At 49.0% G+C, this 21,848-nt stretch carries 33 protein-coding genes; 2 read left to right on the forward strand and 31 right to left on the reverse strand.

What is annotated here, in order from left to right; translation table 11 throughout:
• On the forward strand, positions 1 to 1,115 hold a 1,115-nt coding region (locus tag AAC007_RS15810; protein ID WP_339678061.1), incomplete at its 5' end, for a hypothetical protein.
• Positions 1,116 to 1,492: 377 nt separating this feature from the next.
• Here the strand turns inward: AAC007_RS15810 and ssb are convergent.
• Both ssb and AAC007_RS15820 read right to left on the reverse strand, forming a co-directional pair.
• Positions 1,493 to 1,999 carry a single-stranded DNA-binding protein gene (gene ssb, locus AAC007_RS15815; RefSeq protein WP_339678063.1) on the reverse strand — a complete coding sequence of 169 codons (507 nt, stop codon included), beginning with the start codon at positions 1,997 to 1,999 and terminating at the stop codon, positions 1,493 to 1,495.
• A 74-nt stretch (positions 2,000 to 2,073) separates the two neighbouring features.
• On the reverse strand, positions 2,074 to 3,441 hold the full coding sequence (locus tag AAC007_RS15820) for an MFS transporter (RefSeq protein WP_339678064.1): 1,368 nt from the start codon (positions 3,439 to 3,441) through the stop codon (positions 2,074 to 2,076).
• Between the two features lie 147 nt (positions 3,442 to 3,588).
• Here AAC007_RS15820 and uvrA point away from each other — a divergent pair, with 147 nt between their 5' ends.
• Positions 3,589 to 6,447 carry an excinuclease ABC subunit UvrA gene (gene uvrA / locus AAC007_RS15825; RefSeq protein WP_339678066.1) on the forward strand — a complete coding sequence of 953 codons (2,859 nt, stop codon included), beginning with the start codon at positions 3,589 to 3,591 and terminating at the stop codon, positions 6,445 to 6,447.
• Positions 6,448 to 6,525: 78 nt separating this feature from the next.
• Here the strand turns inward: uvrA and rplQ are convergent, their stop codons facing one another.
• The 29 genes from rplQ to tuf form a co-directional block, all read right to left on the reverse strand.
• The gene (gene rplQ, locus AAC007_RS15830) at positions 6,526 to 6,909 is read right to left on the reverse strand and encodes a 50S ribosomal protein L17 (protein WP_296435856.1); all 384 of its coding nucleotides are present in this window, start codon (positions 6,907 to 6,909) and stop codon (positions 6,526 to 6,528) included.
• Positions 6,910 to 6,970: 61 nt separating this feature from the next.
• On the reverse strand, positions 6,971 to 7,972 hold the full coding sequence (gene rpoA / locus AAC007_RS15835; RefSeq protein ID WP_219045117.1) for a DNA-directed RNA polymerase subunit alpha: 1,002 nt from the start codon (positions 7,970 to 7,972) through the stop codon (positions 6,971 to 6,973).
• Between the two features lie 33 nt (positions 7,973 to 8,005).
• On the reverse strand, positions 8,006 to 8,626 hold the full coding sequence (gene rpsD, locus AAC007_RS15840; protein ID WP_219045116.1) for a 30S ribosomal protein S4: 621 nt from the start codon (positions 8,624 to 8,626) through the stop codon (positions 8,006 to 8,008).
• Between the two features lie 23 nt (positions 8,627 to 8,649).
• Positions 8,650 to 9,042 carry a 30S ribosomal protein S11 gene (gene rpsK / locus AAC007_RS15845; protein ID WP_159270108.1) on the reverse strand — a complete coding sequence of 131 codons (393 nt, stop codon included), beginning with the start codon at positions 9,040 to 9,042 and terminating at the stop codon, positions 8,650 to 8,652.
• 71 nt (positions 9,043 to 9,113) lie between these two features.
• The gene (gene rpsM / locus AAC007_RS15850) at positions 9,114 to 9,470 is read right to left on the reverse strand and encodes a 30S ribosomal protein S13 (protein ID WP_219045115.1); all 357 of its coding nucleotides are present in this window, start codon (positions 9,468 to 9,470) and stop codon (positions 9,114 to 9,116) included.
• A 128-nt stretch (positions 9,471 to 9,598) separates the two neighbouring features.
• Positions 9,599 to 9,715 carry a 50S ribosomal protein L36 gene (rpmJ, locus tag AAC007_RS15855; RefSeq protein WP_219045114.1) on the reverse strand — a complete coding sequence of 39 codons (117 nt, stop codon included), beginning with the start codon at positions 9,713 to 9,715 and terminating at the stop codon, positions 9,599 to 9,601.
• A gap of 36 nt (positions 9,716 to 9,751) precedes the next feature.
• Positions 9,752 to 11,080, reverse strand: coding sequence for a preprotein translocase subunit SecY (gene secY, locus AAC007_RS15860; protein WP_339678073.1), 1,329 nt, complete (start codon positions 11,078 to 11,080; stop codon positions 9,752 to 9,754).
• 10 nt (positions 11,081 to 11,090) lie between these two features.
• Entirely contained in the window at positions 11,091 to 11,525 is a 435-nt protein-coding gene (rplO, locus tag AAC007_RS15865) for a 50S ribosomal protein L15 (protein ID WP_339678097.1), read from the reverse strand.
• Positions 11,526 to 11,537: 12 nt separating this feature from the next.
• Positions 11,538 to 11,714: a 50S ribosomal protein L30 gene (rpmD, locus tag AAC007_RS15870; protein WP_103684240.1), complete on the reverse strand. Its 177-nt coding sequence runs from the start codon at positions 11,712 to 11,714 to the stop codon at positions 11,538 to 11,540.
• 19 nt (positions 11,715 to 11,733) lie between these two features.
• Positions 11,734 to 12,246 carry a 30S ribosomal protein S5 gene (gene rpsE, locus AAC007_RS15875; RefSeq protein WP_103684241.1) on the reverse strand — a complete coding sequence of 171 codons (513 nt, stop codon included), beginning with the start codon at positions 12,244 to 12,246 and terminating at the stop codon, positions 11,734 to 11,736.
• Between the two features lie 11 nt (positions 12,247 to 12,257).
• The gene (rplR, locus tag AAC007_RS15880) at positions 12,258 to 12,608 is read right to left on the reverse strand and encodes a 50S ribosomal protein L18 (RefSeq protein ID WP_103684242.1); all 351 of its coding nucleotides are present in this window, start codon (positions 12,606 to 12,608) and stop codon (positions 12,258 to 12,260) included.
• 10 nt (positions 12,609 to 12,618) lie between these two features.
• Positions 12,619 to 13,152 (reverse strand): 50S ribosomal protein L6, encoded by a 534-nt coding sequence (rplF, locus tag AAC007_RS15885; RefSeq protein ID WP_219045112.1) that lies wholly within the window; start codon positions 13,150 to 13,152, stop codon positions 12,619 to 12,621.
• A gap of 25 nt (positions 13,153 to 13,177) precedes the next feature.
• Positions 13,178 to 13,573, reverse strand: a complete 396-nt coding sequence (gene rpsH, locus AAC007_RS15890) for a 30S ribosomal protein S8 (RefSeq protein ID WP_219045111.1) — start codon at positions 13,571 to 13,573, stop codon at positions 13,178 to 13,180.
• A gap of 54 nt (positions 13,574 to 13,627) precedes the next feature.
• Positions 13,628 to 13,933 carry a 30S ribosomal protein S14 gene (gene rpsN, locus AAC007_RS15895; RefSeq protein WP_219045110.1) on the reverse strand — a complete coding sequence of 102 codons (306 nt, stop codon included), beginning with the start codon at positions 13,931 to 13,933 and terminating at the stop codon, positions 13,628 to 13,630.
• A gap of 12 nt (positions 13,934 to 13,945) precedes the next feature.
• The gene (gene rplE, locus AAC007_RS15900; RefSeq protein WP_219045109.1) at positions 13,946 to 14,485 is read right to left on the reverse strand and encodes a 50S ribosomal protein L5; all 540 of its coding nucleotides are present in this window, start codon (positions 14,483 to 14,485) and stop codon (positions 13,946 to 13,948) included.
• A gap of 13 nt (positions 14,486 to 14,498) precedes the next feature.
• Positions 14,499 to 14,816 carry a 50S ribosomal protein L24 gene (gene rplX / locus AAC007_RS15905; RefSeq protein ID WP_103684247.1) on the reverse strand — a complete coding sequence of 106 codons (318 nt, stop codon included), beginning with the start codon at positions 14,814 to 14,816 and terminating at the stop codon, positions 14,499 to 14,501.
• Positions 14,817 to 14,851: 35 nt separating this feature from the next.
• Positions 14,852 to 15,220, reverse strand: a complete 369-nt coding sequence (rplN, locus tag AAC007_RS15910; protein ID WP_103684248.1) for a 50S ribosomal protein L14 — start codon at positions 15,218 to 15,220, stop codon at positions 14,852 to 14,854.
• Between the two features lie 59 nt (positions 15,221 to 15,279).
• Positions 15,280 to 15,546 carry a 30S ribosomal protein S17 gene (gene rpsQ / locus AAC007_RS15915; protein ID WP_103684249.1) on the reverse strand — a complete coding sequence of 89 codons (267 nt, stop codon included), beginning with the start codon at positions 15,544 to 15,546 and terminating at the stop codon, positions 15,280 to 15,282.
• Between the two features lies 1 nt (position 15,547).
• Positions 15,548 to 15,739 carry a 50S ribosomal protein L29 gene (gene rpmC, locus AAC007_RS15920; protein ID WP_219045108.1) on the reverse strand — a complete coding sequence of 64 codons (192 nt, stop codon included), beginning with the start codon at positions 15,737 to 15,739 and terminating at the stop codon, positions 15,548 to 15,550.
• On the reverse strand, positions 15,739 to 16,152 hold the full coding sequence (gene rplP, locus AAC007_RS15925; RefSeq protein WP_219045107.1) for a 50S ribosomal protein L16: 414 nt from the start codon (positions 16,150 to 16,152) through the stop codon (positions 15,739 to 15,741). Before rplP ends, rpmC begins: the two co-directional genes overlap by 1 nt.
• 11 nt (positions 16,153 to 16,163) lie before the next feature.
• Positions 16,164 to 16,838, reverse strand: coding sequence for a 30S ribosomal protein S3 (gene rpsC / locus AAC007_RS15930; protein WP_103684252.1), 675 nt, complete (start codon positions 16,836 to 16,838; stop codon positions 16,164 to 16,166).
• Between the two features lie 14 nt (positions 16,839 to 16,852).
• The gene (gene rplV, locus AAC007_RS15935; RefSeq protein ID WP_103684253.1) at positions 16,853 to 17,191 is read right to left on the reverse strand and encodes a 50S ribosomal protein L22; all 339 of its coding nucleotides are present in this window, start codon (positions 17,189 to 17,191) and stop codon (positions 16,853 to 16,855) included.
• A 25-nt stretch (positions 17,192 to 17,216) separates the two neighbouring features.
• The gene (rpsS, locus tag AAC007_RS15940; protein WP_219045106.1) at positions 17,217 to 17,492 is read right to left on the reverse strand and encodes a 30S ribosomal protein S19; all 276 of its coding nucleotides are present in this window, start codon (positions 17,490 to 17,492) and stop codon (positions 17,217 to 17,219) included.
• Positions 17,493 to 17,530: 38 nt separating this feature from the next.
• Positions 17,531 to 18,355: a 50S ribosomal protein L2 gene (gene rplB / locus AAC007_RS15945; RefSeq protein WP_219045105.1), complete on the reverse strand. Its 825-nt coding sequence runs from the start codon at positions 18,353 to 18,355 to the stop codon at positions 17,531 to 17,533.
• A 17-nt stretch (positions 18,356 to 18,372) separates the two neighbouring features.
• Complete coding sequence (gene rplW / locus AAC007_RS15950; RefSeq protein WP_219045104.1) at positions 18,373 to 18,669, reverse strand: 50S ribosomal protein L23; 297 nt, start codon at positions 18,667 to 18,669, stop codon at positions 18,373 to 18,375.
• Positions 18,666 to 19,286 carry a 50S ribosomal protein L4 gene (rplD, locus tag AAC007_RS15955; RefSeq protein WP_103684257.1) on the reverse strand — a complete coding sequence of 207 codons (621 nt, stop codon included), beginning with the start codon at positions 19,284 to 19,286 and terminating at the stop codon, positions 18,666 to 18,668. Before rplD ends, rplW begins: the two co-directional genes overlap by 4 nt.
• 11 nt (positions 19,287 to 19,297) lie before the next feature.
• Positions 19,298 to 19,942, reverse strand: a complete 645-nt coding sequence (gene rplC, locus AAC007_RS15960) for a 50S ribosomal protein L3 (RefSeq protein WP_219045103.1) — start codon at positions 19,940 to 19,942, stop codon at positions 19,298 to 19,300.
• A 120-nt stretch (positions 19,943 to 20,062) separates the two neighbouring features.
• Positions 20,063 to 20,374, reverse strand: a complete 312-nt coding sequence (gene rpsJ / locus AAC007_RS15965; protein ID WP_103684259.1) for a 30S ribosomal protein S10 — start codon at positions 20,372 to 20,374, stop codon at positions 20,063 to 20,065.
• A gap of 237 nt (positions 20,375 to 20,611) precedes the next feature.
• On the reverse strand, positions 20,612 to 21,835 hold the full coding sequence (gene tuf, locus AAC007_RS15970) for an elongation factor Tu (RefSeq protein WP_219045093.1): 1,224 nt from the start codon (positions 21,833 to 21,835) through the stop codon (positions 20,612 to 20,614).
• Positions 21,836 to 21,848: the final 13 nt, after the last annotated feature.

The raw sequence follows: 21,848 nt of genomic DNA on the forward strand, positions 1-21,848 counted from the left end.
TTCGGGTCACTCGCTCTGCTACGATTGAGGTTCGGCGGGTGGTTTACTCAGTACCAGTACTTGATATACCTGTACGTGCGGGGCTGCTAACACACAGCGATGTTAAGCGCGTCAATAACTACATGCTGCGCGCAAGAGACAAACAGAAAGCGGGACTTACCCCCGCTGACACAATACTCGACAGCATTTGGCAATGGCATAATTTAAGATATGGTCAGTCATATTATGCACAGTTTTTGGCCTCCCCAGAAACCTGGTCATATATCATCGGTTCCGGACTGGTGAAAGAAGAGGATCTAAACTCTGAACTGCTATCGAGCCGATTTTTTCCAATCAGCAATGCACCCACTTGGTGGCCTTTGTTGGAATTTGGAACGCTCTCTCAAGCCAAATACGACGTCGCTCTCGATGCCCTACACCGCTGTTTCCAAAATAATGGTTTTTCAAATTCAGCGTTCTTGCTGCATGGGGTCGGACTTCTTCTAGAGCTGAGAAAAACAGTGGCGGCTGAATGGGACGAAGAACGAATTTTGAAGGAAGCCACTACTTACATTGACACGGTAACAGCTGCTGGGTGCTTAGATACGTTTATAGTTGAGCTTGAACGTGGATGGGCCGACCACTATGCAGGCTGGCAATTTTACAGCCGTAATGATCCCGTTTTTGAAGCGACCCGCAAGCACATTGATGAGGCAATGTTGAACTCTAAAATTGTTCTACTTAAAGACCAAGCAAGGTCTCTTCTAGAGCTGCTACGTAAAGATACAGAAGCCTTCATTGAACAAATTAACCTGGAAGCTTACAACGACCGTAATGTTTACCATTCTCACTCCGTCTTTTCCTACTTCGACACAGTGGAATTTATGGACTGCATTCTCAAAGTCGATGCATTGCGTATGCAATTGCGTATGGGCATTCATTCACGCATAACAAGATCAGCTGTACACAGGATCAACGAAATTGAACGCGATTGGTTCACAAAATTGTTTATATACGCCCGGGGAATGGAGGTTCCACAGGAAAACAGCTTAAGTTATCAGCTGTTGCTTCAAAGTATTTCACTTTGGGAGGACGCTCTACAAAGCCAGAACCCGGTGGAACTAGCGGCAGATTGACGCGCGCGGGGTTGGCATAGATATGGTAGGTCATCATTTCGTTGATGTGAGGTGTACCCGAACTGGCTTCTGCGGCCGGTTACCTTGTATTGCATGTCGATCAATGGACTTTCCAGAGGTAACTAGACACTTTCTAGCTTGGTTGGCATTTCCTTAACCCGCACCTCCAGCTTAACAAATGGCATTTTGCTAAAGTACCGTACCGTTACAAATTAAGGTCACATGCGAAACGTTAACGCTACAAATCAGGTAAGCACAAAAAAGCCCTCTCTATGTTTACACACAAAAGGGCTTTGATTTTTCAAAATAGACAACAAAAACAACGAGTTACGGCCAGGCAGAATTGATTCACCTTTACACAACAATGTTTATGTCATTCAGAACGGGATATCATCATCAAAATCATCAAAGCCACCTGCTGGCGGAGCGCTTTGCGCTGGCGCCTGACTCTGCGGCGGAGGCGCGCGACGCGGTGCAGGTGATGCCTGTGCCGGAGCTTGTGACGAATAACCACTATCGTTGTAGCTGTTGTCACCACCGGCACCGCCACGACTATCGAGCATTTGCATTTCTGCCGCCACAATTTCAGTGGTGTATTGGTCAACACCCTCTTTGTTCTGCCACTTACGAGTACGCAAAGAGCCCTCAAGGTAAATCTTAGAACCTTTCTTTAAATACTCACCGGCAATCTCTGCCAGGCGGTTAAAAAACACCACCCGATGCCACTCTGTGCGCTCTTGTGGTTGACCGCTTTGCTTGTCTTTCCACGTCTCGCTCGTCGCCACTGTCACATTGGTAACCGCGCCGCCAGATGGCATATAACGGGTTTCAGGATCCTGGCCCAGATTCCCCACCAGGATAACTTTATTCACTCCACGCGCCATGCGCCACCTCCTATTATTTCTATCACCGCGACCACTGCTGTCGCAAAAATTAACTATACCGGATTCTAGCGCTATTAGCTGCTGAGGCGTATTCCCTCAGGCAAAGAAGCCGGGTCGAACTCCGAGCCAACCCGCAAATAGGCTAGTTGCTCGCTTTCAAGTATGGTGATATCAACCGCACCCGGCAAAAGCAGAAGCTCTTGACGTAGCGTGGCGGAATCCCATGCGCCGAACTGCCAATATAAAACCACATTCTCAGATTTAGCCGGAACCGTCATACCCCAAGCGACAAACAACCAGATCCCAGCGAGTATTGCCGCGCCAACAAATAATGCCGTCACGCCCCAGCGCCCAAACAGTCCGCCACCGAGGGCGCCACCGCAAAAAGCGCCAAAAAACTGGAATGTCGAGTACACCCCCATTGCCGTTCCTTTACCACCAGGATAAACCGTTTTACTAACTAAGGAAGGCAATGAGGCTTCAAGTAAATTAAATGCAACAAAGAAAATAGTGATCATCGACACCAAATACCAATAATCTTTGGCTAGCCATGTCGCTGCAAACAACACGAACATGATTGCAAAGATTGCAGACAAAAATATCTGCTTCATGCGACCATATTTTTCAGCGCAGATAATCAACGGCACCATGCCGATGAATGCCAACACCATCACCGGCAAATACATTTTCCAATGATCGCTGCGCACCAGCCCCTGATCTTCAAGCAAGCTCGGCACCGCTACAAATATCGCCATCAGCACCGCGTGCAATGTAAAAATCCCAAGGTTTAAGCGCATCAAATTACTGTCGCGCAAGCAGCGCCCAAGCAAGCCACTTAGCGATTGGCTATCTGCATCTAAGCCACTACTAATATTTGGTGTCGGCACCAGCCACAAGGTAATAACTACACCAATCACCGCCAGCAATGAAGTGAGCAAAAATAGCCCAGAGACGCCGAATGATGCTGCTACAAGAGGTCCCAGCACCATCGCCACCGCGAAAGAAACACCAATACTGCCCCCAATTGCCGCCATTGCCTTGGTGCGATGTTGTTCGCGAGTAAGGTCGGCAAGCAATGCGGTCAGCGTACTCGCAATTGCCCCAGTACCCTGCAGCAAGCGCCCAAAGATCACGGTGATAATATTATCGGCGCTTGCCGCTACGATTCCACCTGCAGCAAACAGAAGCAGCCCAGCAATAATAACCGGTTTGCGCCCGATTCGATCCGACAGCATGCCGAGCGGCACTTGCAGCGCCGCCTGCCCCAAGCCGTAAATTCCTAAGGCCAACCCTACGAGTACCGGCGTGCTGTGATTGTACTCACTCGCGTACAAACTTAAGACCGGTAAAAGCATGAACAAGCCGAGCATTCGAAACGCATACAATGTCGCCAGTGAAGCGACTGAACGACGCTCGGCTGCGCTCATCGTGTGATGACTCAAAGGAGGGATCCTGAATACGAGAATAAATAAACGCCGATTCTAACAGCTAAACCCCATATGAAAAACCGCTATCAAAAAAGCGTAGCTTATTTTGCGCCCGACTCCACCGTCACCGTATAATGTCGGGTTTACCGGCTGGGAATTACTATGGATCGGATTATCGTTCGCGGTGCCCGCACCCACAATTTAAAAAACATAGACCTCGACATTCCCCGCGACAAACTAGTGGTGATTACAGGCTTATCTGGCTCAGGTAAATCGTCACTCGCCTTTGACACGCTGTACGCCGAGGGCCAACGCCGCTACGTGGAGTCACTTTCAACCTACGCGCGACAATTTTTGTCGATGATGGAAAAGCCTGACGTCGACCACATTGAAGGTTTATCGCCAGCAATATCGATAGAGCAAAAATCTACCTCCCACAACCCGCGCTCAACAGTCGGCACCATTACTGAAATTTACGACTATCTGCGCCTGCTATTTGCACGCGCGGGCGAACCACGCTGCCCAGATCACAACACCGCGCTGTCTGCACAAACCGTGAGCCAAATGGTTGATACCGTGCTGGCCTTGCCAGAGGGCAGCAAGATGATGCTGCTCGCACCCGTTATTCAAAATCGCAAAGGTGAACATTTACATACCTTTGAAAAATTGCGCAGCCAAGGTTTTGTCCGCGCACGTGTGAACGGCATCGTCACTGATTTAGATGATCTGCCCAGCCTAGATAAAAACAAAAAGCATTCTATTGAAGTTGTAGTCGACCGATTTAAAGTTCGCGATGACATCGGCCAGCGCCTAGCCGAATCGTTTGAAACCGCCCTGGAGTTAACCGACGGCGTTGCACGCGTTGCCGACATGGACGACGACAGCGTAGCGGAGTTAGTGTTTTCTTCTAAGTTCGCCTGCCCACATTGTGGCTATAGCCTAGCCGAGCTAGAGCCTAGACTATTTTCTTTCAATAGCCCGCTCGGCGCTTGCAGCAGCTGCGACGGACTTGGCGTTAAGCAATTTTTTGACGCGAGCCGGATTATTCAACACCCCGAGGCGAGCTTATCGACTGGGGCAATTCGCGGCTGGGATCGCCGCAGTGTTTACTACTTTCATATGCTAACGTCACTTGCTGAGCACTATGGCTTCGATGTCGACGCGCCCTTCGAATCTCTCAGTGACGAACACCGCAAGAAAATACTCTTCGGCAGCGATGCCGAGGAAATCAGTTTCACTTATATCAATGAGCGCGGCGACAACTTCCAACGCAAACACCCCTTCGAGGGCGTGATTCCGAATATGGACCGGCGCTATAAAGACACCGAGTCCCAAACTGTTCGCGAAGAGCTCAGTAAATTCCTGAACACTCAGCCGTGCCCGGACTGCTCTGGCACGCGTCTAAGAAAGGAAGCCCGCAACGTTTTCATTCTAGACAATACCCTTCCAGAAATTGCGGCAATGCCAGTTGGCGCCGCGCGCGAATATTTTACAACCCTGACGCTGCAGGGGCGGCGCGCTCAAATTGCAGAGAAAATATTAAAAGAAATAAACGATCGCCTGCGCTTTTTAGTCGACGTTGGACTGAATTACTTAACACTAGACCGCAGTGCTGACACATTGTCTGGCGGCGAGGCGCAGCGAATTCGCCTTGCCAGTCAAATTGGCGCAGGCCTTGTCGGCGTCATGTATATTCTTGATGAACCATCTATTGGCCTCCATCAACGCGACAACGAACGCTTGCTGAAAACCCTCAGACATCTTCGCGATATCGGCAATACAGTCATCGTGGTTGAACATGATGAAGACGCAATTCGAACTGCAGACCATATCATCGATATTGGCCCCGGCGCTGGCGTTCATGGCGGTCGAGTTATCGCTCAAGGCAAAATCGAAGATATCTTAAACAATTCGGAATCACTCACCGGGCAGTATCTGTCGGGTAAAAAGGCCATCGCCATACCCGAAAAACGCCATCCATTTAATCCGAAAAAGATTCTTCAAATTAAAGCCGCAAACGGCAACAACTTACAGAATGTTGACCTGACGCTGCCACTGGGATTAATGACGTGCATTACCGGTGTTTCCGGTTCCGGAAAATCCACACTGATCAACCACACACTATACCCAGTAGCAGCAACAGAGCTAAATGGCGCTACGACACTAGCACCTGCTGCACACGAATCGGTAACCGGCTTAAACCAAGTCGACAAATGTATCGACATCGACCAAAGTCCAATCGGTCGCACCCCGCGCTCAAATCCAGCGACCTATACCGGCATTTTCACTCCCATTAGAGAGCTTTTCGCAGGTACCCAAGAAGCCCGCTCACGCGGCTACAAAGTCGGCCGCTTTAGTTTCAACGTTAAAGGCGGACGCTGTGAAGCCTGCCAAGGTGATGGTGTTACCAAGGTTGAGATGCATTTCCTACCCGACATCTACGTAGCCTGCGAAGTGTGCAGAAGTCAGCGCTATAATCGCGAAACTCTCGAGATAACCTATAAAAACAAAAACATTCATGAAGTCTTGGAAATGACGGTAGAAGATGCCAACGACTTCTTTGAAAATGTCCCGAGTATCAGCAAGAAATTACAAACTTTAATGGATGTTGGTCTTAGTTATATTCGCTTGGGACAAGCCGCGACTACCTTGTCCGGTGGCGAAGCACAGCGTGTAAAGCTAGCGCGAGAACTATCCAAACGAGACACAGGTAAGACGCTCTATATACTCGATGAGCCAACTACGGGCTTACACTTTGAAGACATACAGTTATTGCTAACCGTATTGCATCGTCTACGCGATCACGGCAATACCGTTGTCGTCATAGAACACAATCTAGATGTAATAAAAACCGCTGATTGGATTGTAGATCTCGGCCCAGAAGGTGGTAGTGGTGGCGGTCAGATCATCGCTGAGGGAACACCTGAAGATGTCGCTGCAATGCCGCAATCACACACCGGCCACTTCTTAGCAGACGTACTGAAACTGACAGCGCAAAGAAAAGCCGCCGCCGGGAATTAATTCCCGGCGTTAATTTAACGCAAAAAATGAAGACAAAAAAAAAGCCGGCTAATTAGCCGGCTTTTTAAACACTCTTACTTACTCGTCATCAGCTTCTTCAATCACTGGACGATCAACCAACTCTACATAAGCCATTGGTGCTTTATCGCCAGAGCGCAGGCCGCATTTCATAATACGGATATAGCCACCTGGACGACCCTCATAGCGAGGACCCAGATCGGTGAAGAGTTTACCAACTGCTGAATCGCAGCGCAGACGCGCAAACGCAAGACGGCGATTAGCAACGCTATCTACCTTAGAAAGCGTAATCAAAGGCTCTGCGTAGCCACGCAGTTCTTTGGCTTTAGGTAGGGTTGTTTTAATCAATTCGTGCTCAACCAAAGACGCCGTCATGTTGCGGAACATCGCTTTACGATGAGAGCTATTACGGTTTAATTGACGGCCACTATGACGATGACGCATGGCTTTTTCCTTTAATAAACGTTGCTATCTCAGCAAAAAATATTCGAAAGTTCTCGCGTAATTACGCGAGAACTCGGTCGTCGTTTCTAAGACTTGCTGGCGGCCAGTTGTCTAGGCGTAAACCTAAAGACAAACCACGTGACGCCAATACGTCTTTAATTTCTGTCAGCGACTTTTTACCAAGGTTTGGCGTCTTAAGAAGCTCAACTTCTGTCCGTTGCACCAAGTCACCGATGTAGTAGATATTCTCTGCTTTTAAGCAGTTAGCTGAACGTACAGTCAATTCAAGATCATCAACTGGGCGCAGCAGAATTGGATCCACTTCGTTTTCTTCACGTGAAGGCTCGTTCTCGCCTTCGCTTTCCAGGTCAACAAACACCGCCAGCTGCTGCTGTAGAATGGTTGCTGCGCGACGAATCGCTTCTTCCGGATCGATAGTGCCATTGGTTTCTAAGTCCAAAACCAATTTATCAAGGTCAGTACGCTGCTCAACACGCGCGCTTTCTACCACATAGCTTACGCGGCTAATCGGGCTGTAACTTGCATCCAACTGCAGACGGCCAATTGAGCGCGTCTCTTCGTCGGCGTTATCGCGTGAATCAGCAGGCACATACCCGCGACCGCGAGCGATGGTAAGGCGCATGTTAATTTCGCCGTCATCGTTCAAGTTAGCAATAACGTGGTCGGTGTTGACGATTTCAATTTCATGATCAGTTTGAATATCGCCAGCAGTAACTACACCTGGACCCTTTTTATTAAGAACCAAGGTAGCTTGATCTTTACCGTGCATAATGACAGCAACTTCTTTCAGGTTAAGCAGGATCTCAATAACATCCTCCTGCACACCTTCCATTGCACTGTACTCATGCAGAACACCGTCAATCTCAACTTCAGTTACCGCACAACCCGGCATAGAAGAAAGCAAAATACGGCGCAAAGCATTACCCAAGGTGTGACCGAATCCACGCTCTAGTGGCTCAAGGGTCACCTTCGCACGCGTCTGACCAAGCTCTTCAACCTGGATAACACGTGGAGTTAGAAATTCATTGACAGCACTTTGCATAGGTCACCTGTAGTGATTTGTCCGGAGTTTAACTTACTTCGAGTAAAGCTCAACGATAAGCTGTTCGTTGATTTCTGAAGACAAGTCGCTACGATCTGGAACGCTTTTGAAAACGCCTTCCATCTTGGTCGCATTTACGTCAATCCAGGCACAGTCGCCGCGCTGAGCAGCTAAAGTGATTGCAGACTGAATACGCAGTTGCGCTTTCGCTTTCTCACGAACACTTACAACATCACCAGCTTGTACTTGGTAAGACGGTACGTTTACAGTCTTGCCATTTACCAATACTGATTTATGTGACACCAACTGGCGCGCTTCAGCACGAGTAGAGCCAAAACCAATACGGTAAACTACGTTGTCTAGACGGCTTTCTAAAAGCTGAAGCAGGTTCTCACCTGTCGCGCCCTTACGGCGAGCAGCTTTTGTATAGTAAGCGCGGAATTGCTTTTCTAGTACGCCGTACATACGACGAACTTTTTGCTTTTCACGTAACTGAACACCGTAGTCAGAAAGACGACCACGACGCGCACCGTGCATACCAGGTGCGGTTTCTGCTTTACACTTAGAATCCAGAGGACGAACACCACTCTTCAGGAACAGGTCGGTACCTTCCCGTCTGGATAATTTACAGCTTGGGCCTAAATATCTAGCCATTTTCTGTATTCCTCAACTGTTAATTAAACGCGACGTTTCTTGGGAGGACGGCAACCATTGTGCGGTATCGGCGTCACGTCAGTGATGTTTGTAATCTTGTAGCCACAGTTATTCAAGGCGCGCACTGCAGACTCGCGTCCTGGTCCTGGGCCCTTAACTTCAACATCTAGATTTTTCAAACCGTAATCTTTCGCAGCATTACCAGCACGCTCTGCAGCAACCTGTGCAGCGAAAGGGGTACTTTTACGTGAGCCACGGAAACCGCTTCCACCTGCTGTTGCCCAGCTCAGCGCGTTACCTTGACGATCAGTAATAGTGATAATGGTGTTGTTAAATGACGCATGTATATGCGCAACACCGTCCACGACGGTCTTTTTGACCTTCTTACGTGGAGCTTGTTTGCCTGGTTTGGCCATGTTCTATATCCATCTCTAATATCAACACTACACAAGTGGTGTAGCTACACTAAAGGATTACTGCCTTTAAATTACTTACGAATCGGCTTACGTGGACCTTTGCGCGTACGCGCGTTGGTCTTAGTACGCTGACCGCGAAGCGGCAGACCTTTACGATGACGCAGACCGCGGTAGCAGCCCAAATCCAGTAAACGCTTAATGTTCATAGAAACAACACGACGTAAGTCGCCTTCTACAGACATTTTCGCGATTTCGCCACGAAGCGCATCAAGCTGCTCTTCAGACAAAGAACTGATTTTCGCGTCTTCAGCAATAGTTGTTTTAGCGCACAGTGCTTTAGCACTTGTACGGCCAATGCCATATATATAGGTCAACGAAATAACAGCATGCTTGTTATCTGGTATGTTGACACCTGCAATACGAGCCATTCAGGTTACTCCAATTAAGCCCAATTCTTTTAACGCCTAGCAATGACCGGAAAGCGGACAACCGCTGCACGAAAGGCGCAGTAGTCTACCCGCACCGAGGAAGCAAAGCAACCCCGATACCGAATTGCTTAGCCCTGCCGCTGCTTGTGACGTGGTTCAACGCTACAAATAACCCGAACCACACCCTTACGACGAACAATTTTACAGTTGCGGCAAATTGCCTTTACCGATGCACGTACTTTCATTGTGATACTCCAAACAAGCCATCAGGTTAGTGAGCGTTAGCGCGCACCACCGCCGTAATTTTTCAAATTTGCCTTTTTCAAGACCGAGTCGTACTGCTGGGACATCAGGTGAGATTGTACCTGTGCCATAAAATCCATCACCACCACCACTACGATCAACAATGAGGTACCACCGAGATAAAACGGTACATTCCACATCACGACCAAAAACTGCGGTAACAAACACACGCCGGCAATATACAAGGAGCCAAACATGGTTAACCGGGTTAACACGCCGTCTATATAATTCGCAGTTTGCTTACCGGGACGAATCCCAGGTAAAAACGCACCTGAACGCTTCAGGTTGTCTGCCACTTCATCCGGGTTGAACATCAACGCCGTATAGAAGAAACAGAAGAAAACAATTAATGCTGTGAACAACAAAATGTTTAATGGTTGTCCCGGCCCAATTGCCAGAGCAACATCCTGCAACCACTCCATGCCCTCTCCACTTTGCCCTACCCACTGCGCAATAGACGCGGGGAATAACAAAATAGAACTCGCAAAGATTGCCGGTATAACACCCGCCATATTCACTTTCATTGGCAAGTGGCTAGACTGCGCTTGGTACATCTTATTGCCGCGCTGCTGTTTAGCGTAATTTACTGTAATACGCCGTTGACCACGCTCAATAAAGACAACCAAATAAACAACCGCAATCGCTAGAACCAGTATCGCCAGCAAAACCAATATATTCAGCTCGCCCTGACGTGCCTGCTCTAAAGACTGCCCGACCGCCGATGGCAAACCTGCAACAATACCCGCGAATATCAGCATCGATATGCCGTTACCCACACCTCGTTCAGTTAACTGCTCACCAAGCCACATCATAAAGATGGCCCCGGTAACCAATGACACAACCGAAACAAAGTAAAAAGTAAAATCTGCGCTGTAAGCTAGACCCTGATTGGCCAAACCTACAGTCATTCCCGTTCCCTGCAAGAGTGCAAGCACTACCGTTAAGTAACGTGTGTACTGGCTAATCTGACGACGCCCAGCCTCACCTTCCTTCTTTAAGGCCTCTAGCTGAGGACTCACCGCCGACATTAACTGCATAATGATCGATGCAGAAATGTACGGCATGATGCCCAGAGCCAATATGCTCATGCGCTCTAAGGCACCGCCCGAGAACATATTAAACAAACCAAGGACGGTACCCTGATTTTGATTGAACAACGCGGCGAGCTGATCCGGATTAATACCTGGCACCGGTATGTGAGTACCGATACGATAAACAATTATCGCTAGTAGTAAAAAACGGAGGCGAGCCATAAGCTCGCCCATTCCGGATTTATTACCAGCTGACAGTGGATTGGGCTTCGCCATTTAGTTCGCCTTATTCCTCGACTTTGCCGCCCGCTTTTTCTATTGCTTCGCGAGCGCCTTTAGTTACCGCCAAACCTTTAACAGTAACAGCTTTATTCAGATCACCAGACAAAAAGATCTTTGCACGCTCGATGTTGCTGTTAATTAAATCAGCACGCTTCAACGCATCCAGATCAATCACGTCATCAGCAACTGCCATCAATTCCGACGTACGGATTTGCGCAGTAACGCGAGACAAGCGTGAAGTGAAACCGTATTTTGGCAAACGCTTCTGCAAAGGCATCTGACCGCCTTCGAAACCTGGACGCACGCTGCCACCTGAACGAGACTTCAGACCTTTGTGACCACGACCTGCGGTTTTACCCAAGCCACTACCGATACCACGACCTACCCGTTTGCCTTCTTTGACTCGACCGGGTGCCGGGCTCAGCGTATTTAAACGCATATCGCTCATCACTTATCCCTCAACACGTACTAAATAGTTGACCTTATTGATCATACCGCGCACTGATGGAGTATCTTCTACTTCCACAGTGTGGCGAATACGACGCAAGCCAAGACCGGCAACACAGGCCTTGTGCGACTTCAGTCGTCCCGCAACAGAACGAACTAATGTGACTTTAATCTTGTTCATAGCAAATCCTGCCTTTGTCTTAGCCCAAGATCTCTTCTACAGTTTTGCCGCGCTTTGTTGCGACTTCTTCTGGAGAAGAAACACTTTCCAGTGCCTTAATAGTTGCACGAACCACGTTTACCGGGTTTGTAGAACCGTAGCACTTAGCTAATACGTTATGAATACCAGCAATTTCTAGCACCGAGCGCATCGCACCACCGGCAATAACACCAGTACCTTCAGATGCCGGCTGCATGTAGACCTTAGATGCACCATGACGACCTTTTACGGCGTACTGAATGGTGTCACCTTTAATATCTACTTGAACCATATTGCGGCGAGCTGCTTCCATTGCCTTCTGGATAGCGACAGGCACTTCACGTGCTTTACCGCGACCGAAGCCAACTTTACCGCTACCATCACCCACTACTGTAAGAGCAGTGAAGCTGAAAATGCGGCCACCTTTGACCACTTTGGCAACACGGTTTACCTGAACAAGCTTCTCTTGCAGGCCTTCAGTGTTTGCTTTGTCTTTCTGATCGTTATACGCCATCGCCTAAAACCTTAGAATTCCAAACCACCTTCACGGGCAGCATCTGCCAGCGCTTTGACACGGCCGTGGAATTTAAATCCACTGCGGTCAAAAGCGACCTTTGTCACGCCTGCGGCTTTCGCACGGTCAGCGATCAACTTGCCCACACTAGCGGCTGCAGCGACATTACCGGTCGCACCAGCGCGCAAATCTTTATCTAGTGTAGATGCACTCGCCAACACTACGTCACCTGATGCTGCGATAAGCTGTGCATACATGTGGCGTGGTGTGCGGTGAATGCTTAAACGTACGGCGCGTAGCTCACGCATTTTAAAGCGAGCACGGCGGGCACGACGTAATCTTGAAACTTTCTTATCGCTCATAACCTTGCCTTTACTTTTTCTTCGCTTCTTTACGACGGACGTTTTCTTCCGCGTAACGAACACCCTTACCTTTATACGGCTCTGGTGGACGGAACGCGCGGATTTCGGCCGCTACCTTACCTAAAACCTGCTTGTCGGTGCCACTCAACACAATTTCAGTCTGTGTTGGTGTATCGACAGTAACGCCTTCTGGTAATGCGTAGTCAATTGGGTGCGAAAAACCCAGCACCAAATTTACAGAATTACCATTTGCTTTGGCACGGTAACCGACACCTTGAAGGATTAGCTTACGCTGGAAACCTTCACTAACACCGACAACCATATTGTTAGTCAGTGAACGAGTAGTACCCGCCATTGCCCAACCATCTTTCGCGCCTTCACGCGCTGAAAATACTAAAGACCCGTCTTCCTGCTTAATCTCTACAGACTTGTGCAAAGGCATAACTAACGTGCCTTTCTTGCCCTTTATAGAGATATTGCTGGCGTCGAGTTTGACCTCAACCCCTGAAGGGATAGTCACTGGACTTTTCGCTACTCTTGACATGTTAAGAACTCTTTAAACTGTCGGGTTAGAAAACAGTGCAAAGCACTTCGCCGCCAACACCGGCAGCTCGTGCTGCACGATCAGTCATTACACCATGACTGGTTGACACAATAGCGATACCCAGCCCTGCACGTACTGATGGCAATTCATCTTTACCTGCGTAAGCGCGGAGACCAGGGCGACTAACGCGACTGATTTCTGCGATAACCGGCTTGCCCTGATGGTATTTTAATTCTACCGTCAGTTCCGCCTTGCCACCCTGTTCTTCAACCCGTGAACTGGCGACATAACCTTCATCTTCAAGCACCTTAGCTACAGATACTTTCAATTTAGATGACGGCATGGTGACAGCAGTTTTACCTGCCATCTGAGCGTTGCGGATGCGTGTTAGCATATCCGCTAAAGGGTCTTGCATGCTCATGTTTTGCTCCCGTTAAACGCCGCGGCAAATGCCAGCGACAGCAAAATTCTCAGATTACCAGCTAGCCTTAACTAAGCCGGGGACATCACCGCGCATTGCGGCTTGACGGAGCTGGTTACGGCAAAGACCAAACTTGCGGTAAACACCGTGTGGACGACCAGTAATCTGGCAGCGACGACGCTGGCGAGATGGACTCGCATCGCGTGGCAACTTTTGCAGCTTAACCTGTGCATCCCACTTTTCTTCGTCGCTAGCGGTTACGCTGACAATAATTGCCTTCAGCTCAGCGCGCTTTGCAGCGAATTTTTCAACAGTTAGAGTGCGTTTTAATTCACGCGCTTTCATTGACTGCTTTGCCATATCCCCTACCCCTTAACCTTTGAACGGAAAGTTAAACGCTTTTAACAGCGCGCGACCTTCATCGTCGTTACGAGCGGTTGTGGTTATGGTGATATCCAGACCGCGCAGTGTATCAACTTTATCGTAATCAATTTCTGGAAATATGATCTGCTCAGTCACACCCATTGCAAAGTTACCACGGCCGTCAAATGATTTCGGGCTTATGCCGCGGAAATCGCGAACACGTGGAATCGCAATGCTAACTAAACGATCCAAAAATTCGTACATATGGGCGCCACGCAGGGTCACCTTGCAACCAATCGGCCAGCCGTCACGAATCTTAAAGCCCGCGATTGATTTGCGCGCCTTCGTAACTACTGGCTTTTGACCTGCGATTTTCTGCAAATCAGACAGCGCTGCTTCAAGAACTTTTTTATCACCAGCCGCTTCACCCACACCCATGTTCAAGGTGATTTTAGTGATGCGCGGAACTTCCATAGGGTTAGCTAAAGACAGCTCTTCTATCAGCTTAGCCCGTAACTCGTTTTGGTATAGTTCACCTAATCGTGCCATTTTCCACTAACCCCTACGCGTCAACCGCTTCGCCGCTGGATTTAAAGATACGGGTCTTACTGCCATCTTCGGCCACTTTAAAGCCCACGCGATCCGCTTTTTTAGAAGTCGGATTATAAATCGCTACATTAGAAACCTGGATCGGCGCTTCTTTCTCGACGATACCGCCAGCTACACCCAACTGCGGGTTTGGACGCTGGTGTTTCTTAATCATATTAATGCCAGACACTAGCAGCTTATTGTTGTCCATTACCTTCTGAACAACGCCGCGCTTGCCTTTGTCTTTACCGGTTAAGACGATAATTTCGTCTTCACGCTTAATCTTACGCATAACCTGACCTCAGCCTTCTCTCTACACCCGGTAACTTAAAGTACTTCCGGTGCCAAAGAGATAATCTTCATGAACTTCTCGCCACGCAATTCACGCGTTACTGGCCCAAAAATACGAGTGCCAATAGGAGCGTGGTTATTGTTTAGCAACACTGCAGCGTTATCGTCAAACTTGATCAGCGAACCGTCACCACGACGAACGCCTTTCTTAGTACGAACTACAACAGCTGTCATTACCTGACCTTTTTTCACTTTGCCGCGAGGTATAGCCTCTTTGACTGTGACTTTGATCAGATCACCGACTCGTGCATAGCGACGATGTGAGCCGCCAAGCACTTTGATGCACATAACGCGACGTGCGCCACTGTTATCTGCAACTTCCAAATAGCTTTCTGTTTGAATCATTTCTTACTCCAAACCAGTCAACTGTGCATCAAGCGATTGCACAATGGCCGCCGGTGAAATTAAACCTGGGTAGCCGTTACATCTACACTAACCAATGCCCAAGTCTTCAACTTAGATACTGGACGTGTTTCGCAAACTGTCACTACATCACCAATTTTGCACTCATTTTTTTCATCATGAGCGTGAACTTTCGATGAGCGCGTAATGTACTTACCGTAAATCGGGTGCTTAACCCGACGCTCGATCAGAACAGTGATGGTCTTATCCATCTTGTCGCTGACCACTTTTCCGGTCGCTGTACGAGCACTTTTAGCTACTTCTGACATCTTAGTTACCTGCCTTTTCCTGGAGCACAGTTTTAACGCGTGCAATTTCCTGACGGGTTTGCTTTAGCAAATGCGTCTGCGCTAACTGGCCGGTACTCTTTTGCATACGCAACTTGAATTGTGATTCAAGCAACTGCAACAGTTGGGCATTCAGATCTTCAACTGACTTTTCGCGTAGTTCTAAAGCATTCATCACATCACCACCCGTTTAACAAACGCAGTCGGCACAGGAATCTTTGCCGCCGCTAAGGCGAATGCTTCACGCGCCAGTTCTTCAGTAACGCCCTCTACTTCGTACAAGACCTTACCAGGCTGAATCTGAGCAACCCAGTACTCAACATTACCCTTACCTTTACCCTGACGAACTTCTAAGGGTTTTTCAGTAATTGGCTTGTCTGGGAAGACACGAATCCAAATTTTTCCGCCCCGCTTGATGTGACGCGTCATTGCACGACGTGCCGCTTCAATCTGACGAGCTGTAATACGTCCGCGACCAACTGCCTTCAGGCCGAAATCACCAAAGCTGACCCGGCTACCGCGCTCTGCCAGACCACGGTTGCGACCTTTGTGTTGCTTGCGAAACTTTGTGCGCTTCGGCTGTAACATTTGCGTAACCCTTACTCTGAACCTTTCTTAGCCTTAGCTTCGACCGCTTCTTTTCTGGTTCCCAAGATTTCACCCTTGAAGATCCAGACCTTGACACCAATGATGCCGTAAGTCGTAGCTGCTTCGTGCGTCGCATAATCGATATCGGCGCGCAGTGTGTGCAATGGCACACGCCCTTCGCGATACCACTCGGTACGAGCTATTTCAGCTCCGCCGACACGACCACTTACCTGTACTTTTATTCCTTCCGCGCCCTGACGAATTGCGTTTTGAACAACACGCTTCATCGCACGACGGAACATAACTCGGCGCTCTAACTGCTGAGCGACGTTCATGGCTACCAACTTCGCTTCAAGATCCGGCTTGCGGATTTCTTCGATGTTGATATGAACCGGCACACCCATTTTGACAGACAGCTCCTTACGCAGCTTGTCGACATCCTCGCCCTTTTTACCGATAACGATACCAGGACGGGCGGTGTGAATCGTAATGCGTGCGGTTTGCGCCGGACGCTCAATAACAATTCGGCTAACCGATGCACTCGCAAGCTTCTTCTCGAGCAGCTCGCGAACCTCTAGGTCCGTTACCAAGTTCGCCGCGTAATTCTTACCGCTAGCGTACCAAACGGAATTGTGTTCTTTAACGATTCCCAGCCGGATGCCGGTCGGGTGTACTTTCTGACCCATGTGGTCTCTCCTACCTAGCCTTCGCTGTCAGCTACTTTAATCGTGATATGACAAGATCTCTTCAGAATACGATCCGCGCGACCCTTTGCCCGTGGACGAAGACGCTTCATAGTAGAGCCCTCATCTACGAAGATCGTAGAAACCTTTAACTCATCAACATCAGCGCCTTCGTTGTGCTCAGCGTTGGCGATTGCGGAGTTAAGCACTTTCTTAATAATGCTCGCCGCTTTCTTAGAGCTGAACGTCAACAGATCCAGCGATTCCTCTACGCCCTTACCGCGAATTTGGTCAGCAACCAAACGAGCCTTCTGGGCAGAAATTCTTGCGCCTTTTAAACGTGCCGCTACTTCCATCTTAAAAGCCTCTCCCGGCCCAAGCTTAACGCTTGGCCTTTTTATCGGCCACGTGACCCTTGTAGGTCCTAGTCGCGGCAAATTCACCCAATTTGTGCCCTACCATATCCTCAGTAACCAGTACTGGAACATGTTGACGCCCGTTATGCACAGCGATTGTCAGAGCTACCATTTCAGGCAGAATCATGGAGCGACGCGACCACGTTTTAATGGGGCGACGATCGTTTTTTTCTACCGCTACTTCAACCTTCTTCAACAAATGAAGATCGACAAACGGACCTTTCTTTAATGAACGTGGCACAAGCTTATCCTCTTTACGCTAATTGTCGTTTAAACGGCTTACTTGCCGCGACGGCGAACAATTAGTTTGTCTGTACGCTTATTTTTACGGGTCTTATACCCTTTAGTCGGAACACCCCAAGGAGATACAGGATGACGACCACCAGAAGTACGACCTTCACCACCACCATGTGGGTGATCTACCGGGTTCATCGCCACACCGCGAACGGTAGGACGAACACCGCGCCAGCGCGATGCACCCGCTTTACCCAACTTACGCAAGCTGTGCTCGCTGTTGGACACTTCACCCAATGTTGCTCTGCACTCGGACAATACTTTACGCGTTTCACCGCTACGCAAACGAATGGTTGCGTACTGGCCTTCACGCGCAACTAGCTGAGCAGAAGTACCGGCACTACGCGCCAACTGCGCGCCTTTACCAGGCTTCATTTCAACACAGTGAATAGTGCTACCCACTGGAATATTGCGAATAGGCAGTGTATTGCCCGGCTTAATAGGTGATGACTCACCGGAAACAATTTCGTCACCCGCAGACACGCCCTTAGGCGCAATTACATAGCGACGCTCACCGTCCGCATACATCACCAAAGCGATAAACGCGGTGCGGTTTGGATCGTATTCCAAACGCTCAACACGCGCAGGAATACCATCTTTATTACGTTTAAAATCGATTAAACGATAATGTTGCTTATGACCACCACCAACGTGACGGGTAGTGATACGGCCGTTGTTATTACGACCACCATTGCGCGATTGACTCTCAAGCAGAGGCTTGTGCGGTGCACCTTTGTGCAAATCAGGATTTACAACCCTGACGACAAAGCGACGGCCGGGAGAAGTCGGTTTACTTTTAACAATTGCCATTTGACTAAACTCCAGACTTATTCAGCGACCGCAAAGTCGATATCTTGACCCTGCGCAAGGCTAACATACGCCTTTTTCCAGTTTGATTTTTTGCTCAAACCAAAACGGTTGCGCTTTACTTTGCCTTTAACGTTTACGGTGCGAACTGCCAACACATCAACTTTAAAAAGCTTTTCAACCGCCTTTTTGATTTCAAGCTTGCTGGCACTAGGCAGTACTTTAAATACCGCTTGGTTACTCAGCTCAGCACTGGCTGCACTTTTTTCAGAAACGTGCGGGCCGAGCAGTACCTTATAGATGCGCTCTGTATTCATCCCAACAGCTCCTCAAACTTTTTCAATGCAGCCACAGTGACAACCACTTTCTCGTAGCCAATTAGGCTAACGGGATCTACGCCGCTTACATCGCGAACGTCGACATCGTGTAGATTGCGTGCCGCTAAATACAAATTACCATTTACTTCTTCGGTCACTACCAGAGCGCCTTTAAGTCCGTACTCACCTAGCGACTTAACCAGCAGCTTGGTTTTAGGCTCATTCAAAGTAAATTCTTCAACCACAACTAAGCGCTCTTGACGAGCCAGCTCAGACAGGATCGTGCAGATAGCAGCACGATACATTTTGCGGTTAACTTTCTGGCTGTGATCCTGTGGTCTCGCCGCGAACGTAACACCACCCCCACGCCAAATTGGCGAACGGATAGTACCAGCACGAGCACGACCAGTGCCCTTTTGACGCCAAGGCTTCTTACCGCCACCGCTAACGTCAGAGCGTGTTTTTTGAGCACGAGTACCTTGGCGCGCACCAGCCATATAGGCTACGACTACTTGGTGCACTAGATCTTCGTTAAACTCACGAGCAAAGGTAACGTCAGATACCTGAACAGTTCCCGCTGCAGCCCCGTTACCGGGTTTCGCAATACTTAATTCCACTGCATCGCCCCCTAGGATTTTTTAGCTTTCACGGCAGGACGCACAAACACGTCACCACCTGGAGCACCTGGAATAGCGCCCTTGATTAAAATCAGGTTACGCTCAGCGTCCACTCGAACAACTTCAAGAGTCTGAACTGTCACTTGCGCAGCACCCATGTGACCGGCCATCTTTTTGCCCTTCCAAACGCGACCTGGCGTTTGACACTGACCGATAGAACCAAGTACACGGTGAGACAATGAGTTACCGTGAGTAGCGTCTTGCATATGGAAGTTCCAACGCTTGATACCGCCTTGGAACCCCTTACCTTTAGACTGCCCAGTCACGTCAACTTTTTGACCAGCCTCGAAAGCAGCAACAGTTAGCTCAGCACCGATTTCGGGGCTCTCTTCACCTTGCTCCAGACGAAATTCCCACAGACCACGACCAGCCTCAACACCTGCTTTGGCAAAGTGACCCGCTTCTGCTTTAGATATACGTGATGCCTTGCGAGCGCCAGTAGTAACCTGGACTGCACGATAGCCATCGACATCATCTGCCTTGACACGAGTAACGCGATTAGGATTAACCTCAATCACCGTTACTGGAATAGATATGCCGTCTTCTGTAAAAACGCGCGTCATGCCGCTTTTACGACCGACCAAACCAATAGTCATTGCTCCAACCTCTCAGTGTACGGGGCTAACACCCTCTATGGCCGCGCGATTAAGCGCGTTACACAACCCAGGGCCAGCCCCCGAGCGGGTCTGAAAAAATTCAGTATTTACATGTTTTAATTAGCCGAGACTAATTTGAACTTCTACACCAGCCGCCAAATCTAACTTCATCAATGCATCTACAGTTTTTTCTGTAGGCTCTACGATGTCCAGCATGCGCTTATGGGTGCGGATCTCATATTGATCACGCGCATCCTTGTTTACATGCGGAGAGACAAGTACTGTGAAACGCTCTTTGCGAGTAGGAAGAGGTATTGGACCCCTAACCTGCGCGCCGGTACGCTTTGCAGTGTCTACTATCTCTTGCGTAGACGCATCGATGAGACGGTGATCAAAAGCCTTTAAACGAATTCGAATCCGTTGATTTTGCACCTGACCAAACTCCCATCCCAAATTTATCCGAGCTCAGCGCGACGAATCCGCGTGAAGTAACCCGAAAAAAGGAAGCGGAATGTTAATGATATCCCAAGACGTTGTCAACCAAATATCTAGAATATTTCACTACGCAAACCGCAACTACTACCAAATGCCAAAAAGGCATTTTCTAACTAAGAAAGGGAGGCAAAAGCCTCCCTCTCACAAACCTAATTACGCTTAAAGCGTAAAGGTTTATTCTACGATTTTAGCAACTACGCCGGCGCCAACAGTACGGCCACCTTCACGAATTGCAAAACGTAGACCTTCTTCCATCGCGATTGGCGCAATCAACGTTACGTCCATTTTCACGTTGTCGCCAGGCATTACCATTTCAGTACCTTCAGGTAGCTCACAAGCACCTGTTACGTCTGTGGTACGGAAGTAGAACTGTGGACGGTAGCCTTTAAAGAATGGCGTGTGACGACCACCCTCTTCTTTTGACAACACGTACACTTCTGCTTCAAAGCGAGTGTGTGGAGTGATTGAGCCAGGCTTAGCCAATACTTGACCACGCTCTACGTCATCGCGCTTAGTACCACGCAACAACACACCTACGTTCTCACCAGCGCGACCTTCGTCAAGCAGCTTGCGGAACATCTCAACACCAGTACAGGTGGTTTTCGTTGTGTCGTGAATACCAACGATAGAGATTTCGTCGCCAGTACGCAGAATGCCACGCTCGATACGGCCAGTTACCACAGTACCGCGACCAGAGATCGAGAACACGTCTTCGATTGGCATCAGGAACGGCAGATCAACCGCACGCTCAGGCTGTGGAATGTAGGTATCCAACGCTTCGATCAATTTTGCAACAGCGGTTGTTCCCAACTCGTTGTCATCTTGACCGTTCAATGCCATCAAAGCGGAACCAGCAATGATTGGGGTGTCGTCGCCTGGGAATTCGTACATATCGAGCAGCTCGCGCAGCTCCATTTCTACCAATTCAAGCATTTCATTGTATTCTTCGCTGCCTACACCGCCGCAATCTTCAGCCAGCAGGTCTGCTTTATTCAGGAACACAACGATGTAAGGTACACCAACCTGACGTGACAGCAGGATGTGCTCACGAGTCTGTGGCATTGGGCCATCAGTCGCACCACATACCAAAATAGCGCCGTCCATCTGAGCAGCACCAGTAATCATATTCTTAACGTAGTCAGCGTGACCCGGGCAGTCGACGTGAGCGTAGTGGCGAGTTGATGAATCATACTCAACGTGCGAGGTCGCAATAGTAATACCGCGCTCACGCTCTTCCGGTGCGTTATCGATACCATCAAACGCGACCGCTTTACCGCCGTACACTTCCGCACATACGCGCGTCAGTGCTGCTGTCAGCGTTGTTTTACCATGGTCAACGTGACCAATGGTGCCCACGTTTAAATGGGGCTTATTACGTTCGAACTTTTCCTTAGCCACGGTTTATTCCTCG

The sequence above is a fragment of the uncultured Zhongshania sp. genome (genome assembly GCF_963975605.1).
Taxonomy (GTDB): domain Bacteria; phylum Pseudomonadota; class Gammaproteobacteria; order Pseudomonadales; family Spongiibacteraceae; genus Spongiibacter; species Spongiibacter aquimaris.

Coding starts and splice junctions, on each gene's coding strand:
- rpsN (WP_219045110.1), bottom strand. CDS start 13,933: ATGGCAAAGCAGTCAATGAAAGCGCGTGAATTAAAACGCACTCTAACT.
- rpsK (WP_159270108.1), bottom strand. CDS start 9,042: ATGGCCAAACCAGGCAAACAAGCTCCACGTAAGAAGGTCAAAAAGACC.
- rplW (WP_219045104.1), bottom strand. CDS start 18,669: ATGAATACAGAGCGCATCTATAAGGTACTGCTCGGCCCGCACGTTTCT.
- uvrA (WP_339678066.1), top strand. CDS start 3,589: ATGGATCGGATTATCGTTCGCGGTGCCCGCACCCACAATTTAAAAAAC.
- rplX (WP_103684247.1), bottom strand. CDS start 14,816: ATGCGTAAGATTAAGCGTGAAGACGAAATTATCGTCTTAACCGGTAAA.
- secY (WP_339678073.1), bottom strand. CDS start 11,080: ATGGCGAAGCCCAATCCACTGTCAGCTGGTAATAAATCCGGAATGGGC.
- rpmC (WP_219045108.1), bottom strand. CDS start 15,739: ATGAATGCTTTAGAACTACGCGAAAAGTCAGTTGAAGATCTGAATGCC.
- rpsE (WP_103684241.1), bottom strand. CDS start 12,246: ATGGCGTATAACGATCAGAAAGACAAAGCAAACACTGAAGGCCTGCAA.
- rpmJ (WP_219045114.1), bottom strand. CDS start 9,715: ATGAAAGTACGTGCATCGGTAAAGGCAATTTGCCGCAACTGTAAAATT.
- rplB (WP_219045105.1), bottom strand. CDS start 18,355: ATGGCAATTGTTAAAAGTAAACCGACTTCTCCCGGCCGTCGCTTTGTC.
- rpsD (WP_219045116.1), bottom strand. CDS start 8,626: ATGGCTAGATATTTAGGCCCAAGCTGTAAATTATCCAGACGGGAAGGT.
- rpsM (WP_219045115.1), bottom strand. CDS start 9,470: ATGGCTCGTATTGCAGGTGTCAACATACCAGATAACAAGCATGCTGTT.
- rplC (WP_219045103.1), bottom strand. CDS start 19,942: ATGACTATTGGTTTGGTCGGTCGTAAAAGCGGCATGACGCGCGTTTTT.
- rplF (WP_219045112.1), bottom strand. CDS start 13,152: ATGTCAAGAGTAGCGAAAAGTCCAGTGACTATCCCTTCAGGGGTTGAG.
- rpoA (WP_219045117.1), bottom strand. CDS start 7,972: ATGCAAAGTGCTGTCAATGAATTTCTAACTCCACGTGTTATCCAGGTT.
- ssb (WP_339678063.1), bottom strand. CDS start 1,999: ATGGCGCGTGGAGTGAATAAAGTTATCCTGGTGGGGAATCTGGGCCAG.
- rplV (WP_103684253.1), bottom strand. CDS start 17,191: ATGGAAGTAGCGGCACGTTTAAAAGGCGCAAGAATTTCTGCCCAGAAG.
- rpmD (WP_103684240.1), bottom strand. CDS start 11,714: ATGAACAAGATTAAAGTCACATTAGTTCGTTCTGTTGCGGGACGACTG.
- rpsH (WP_219045111.1), bottom strand. CDS start 13,573: ATGAGCATGCAAGACCCTTTAGCGGATATGCTAACACGCATCCGCAAC.
- rplQ (WP_296435856.1), bottom strand. CDS start 6,909: ATGCGTCATCGTCATAGTGGCCGTCAATTAAACCGTAATAGCTCTCAT.
- rplR (WP_103684242.1), bottom strand. CDS start 12,608: ATGAGCGATAAGAAAGTTTCAAGATTACGTCGTGCCCGCCGTGCTCGC.
- rplE (WP_219045109.1), bottom strand. CDS start 14,485: ATGGCACGATTAGGTGAACTATACCAAAACGAGTTACGGGCTAAGCTG.
- rpsC (WP_103684252.1), bottom strand. CDS start 16,838: ATGGGTCAGAAAGTACACCCGACCGGCATCCGGCTGGGAATCGTTAAA.
- rpsQ (WP_103684249.1), bottom strand. CDS start 15,546: ATGTCAGAAGTAGCTAAAAGTGCTCGTACAGCGACCGGAAAAGTGGTC.
- rplO (WP_339678097.1), bottom strand. CDS start 11,525: ATGCGTTTAAATACGCTGAGCCCGGCACCCGGTCGAGTCAAAGAAGGC.
- rplN (WP_103684248.1), bottom strand. CDS start 15,220: ATGATTCAAACAGAAAGCTATTTGGAAGTTGCAGATAACAGTGGCGCA.
- rplP (WP_219045107.1), bottom strand. CDS start 16,152: ATGTTACAGCCGAAGCGCACAAAGTTTCGCAAGCAACACAAAGGTCGC.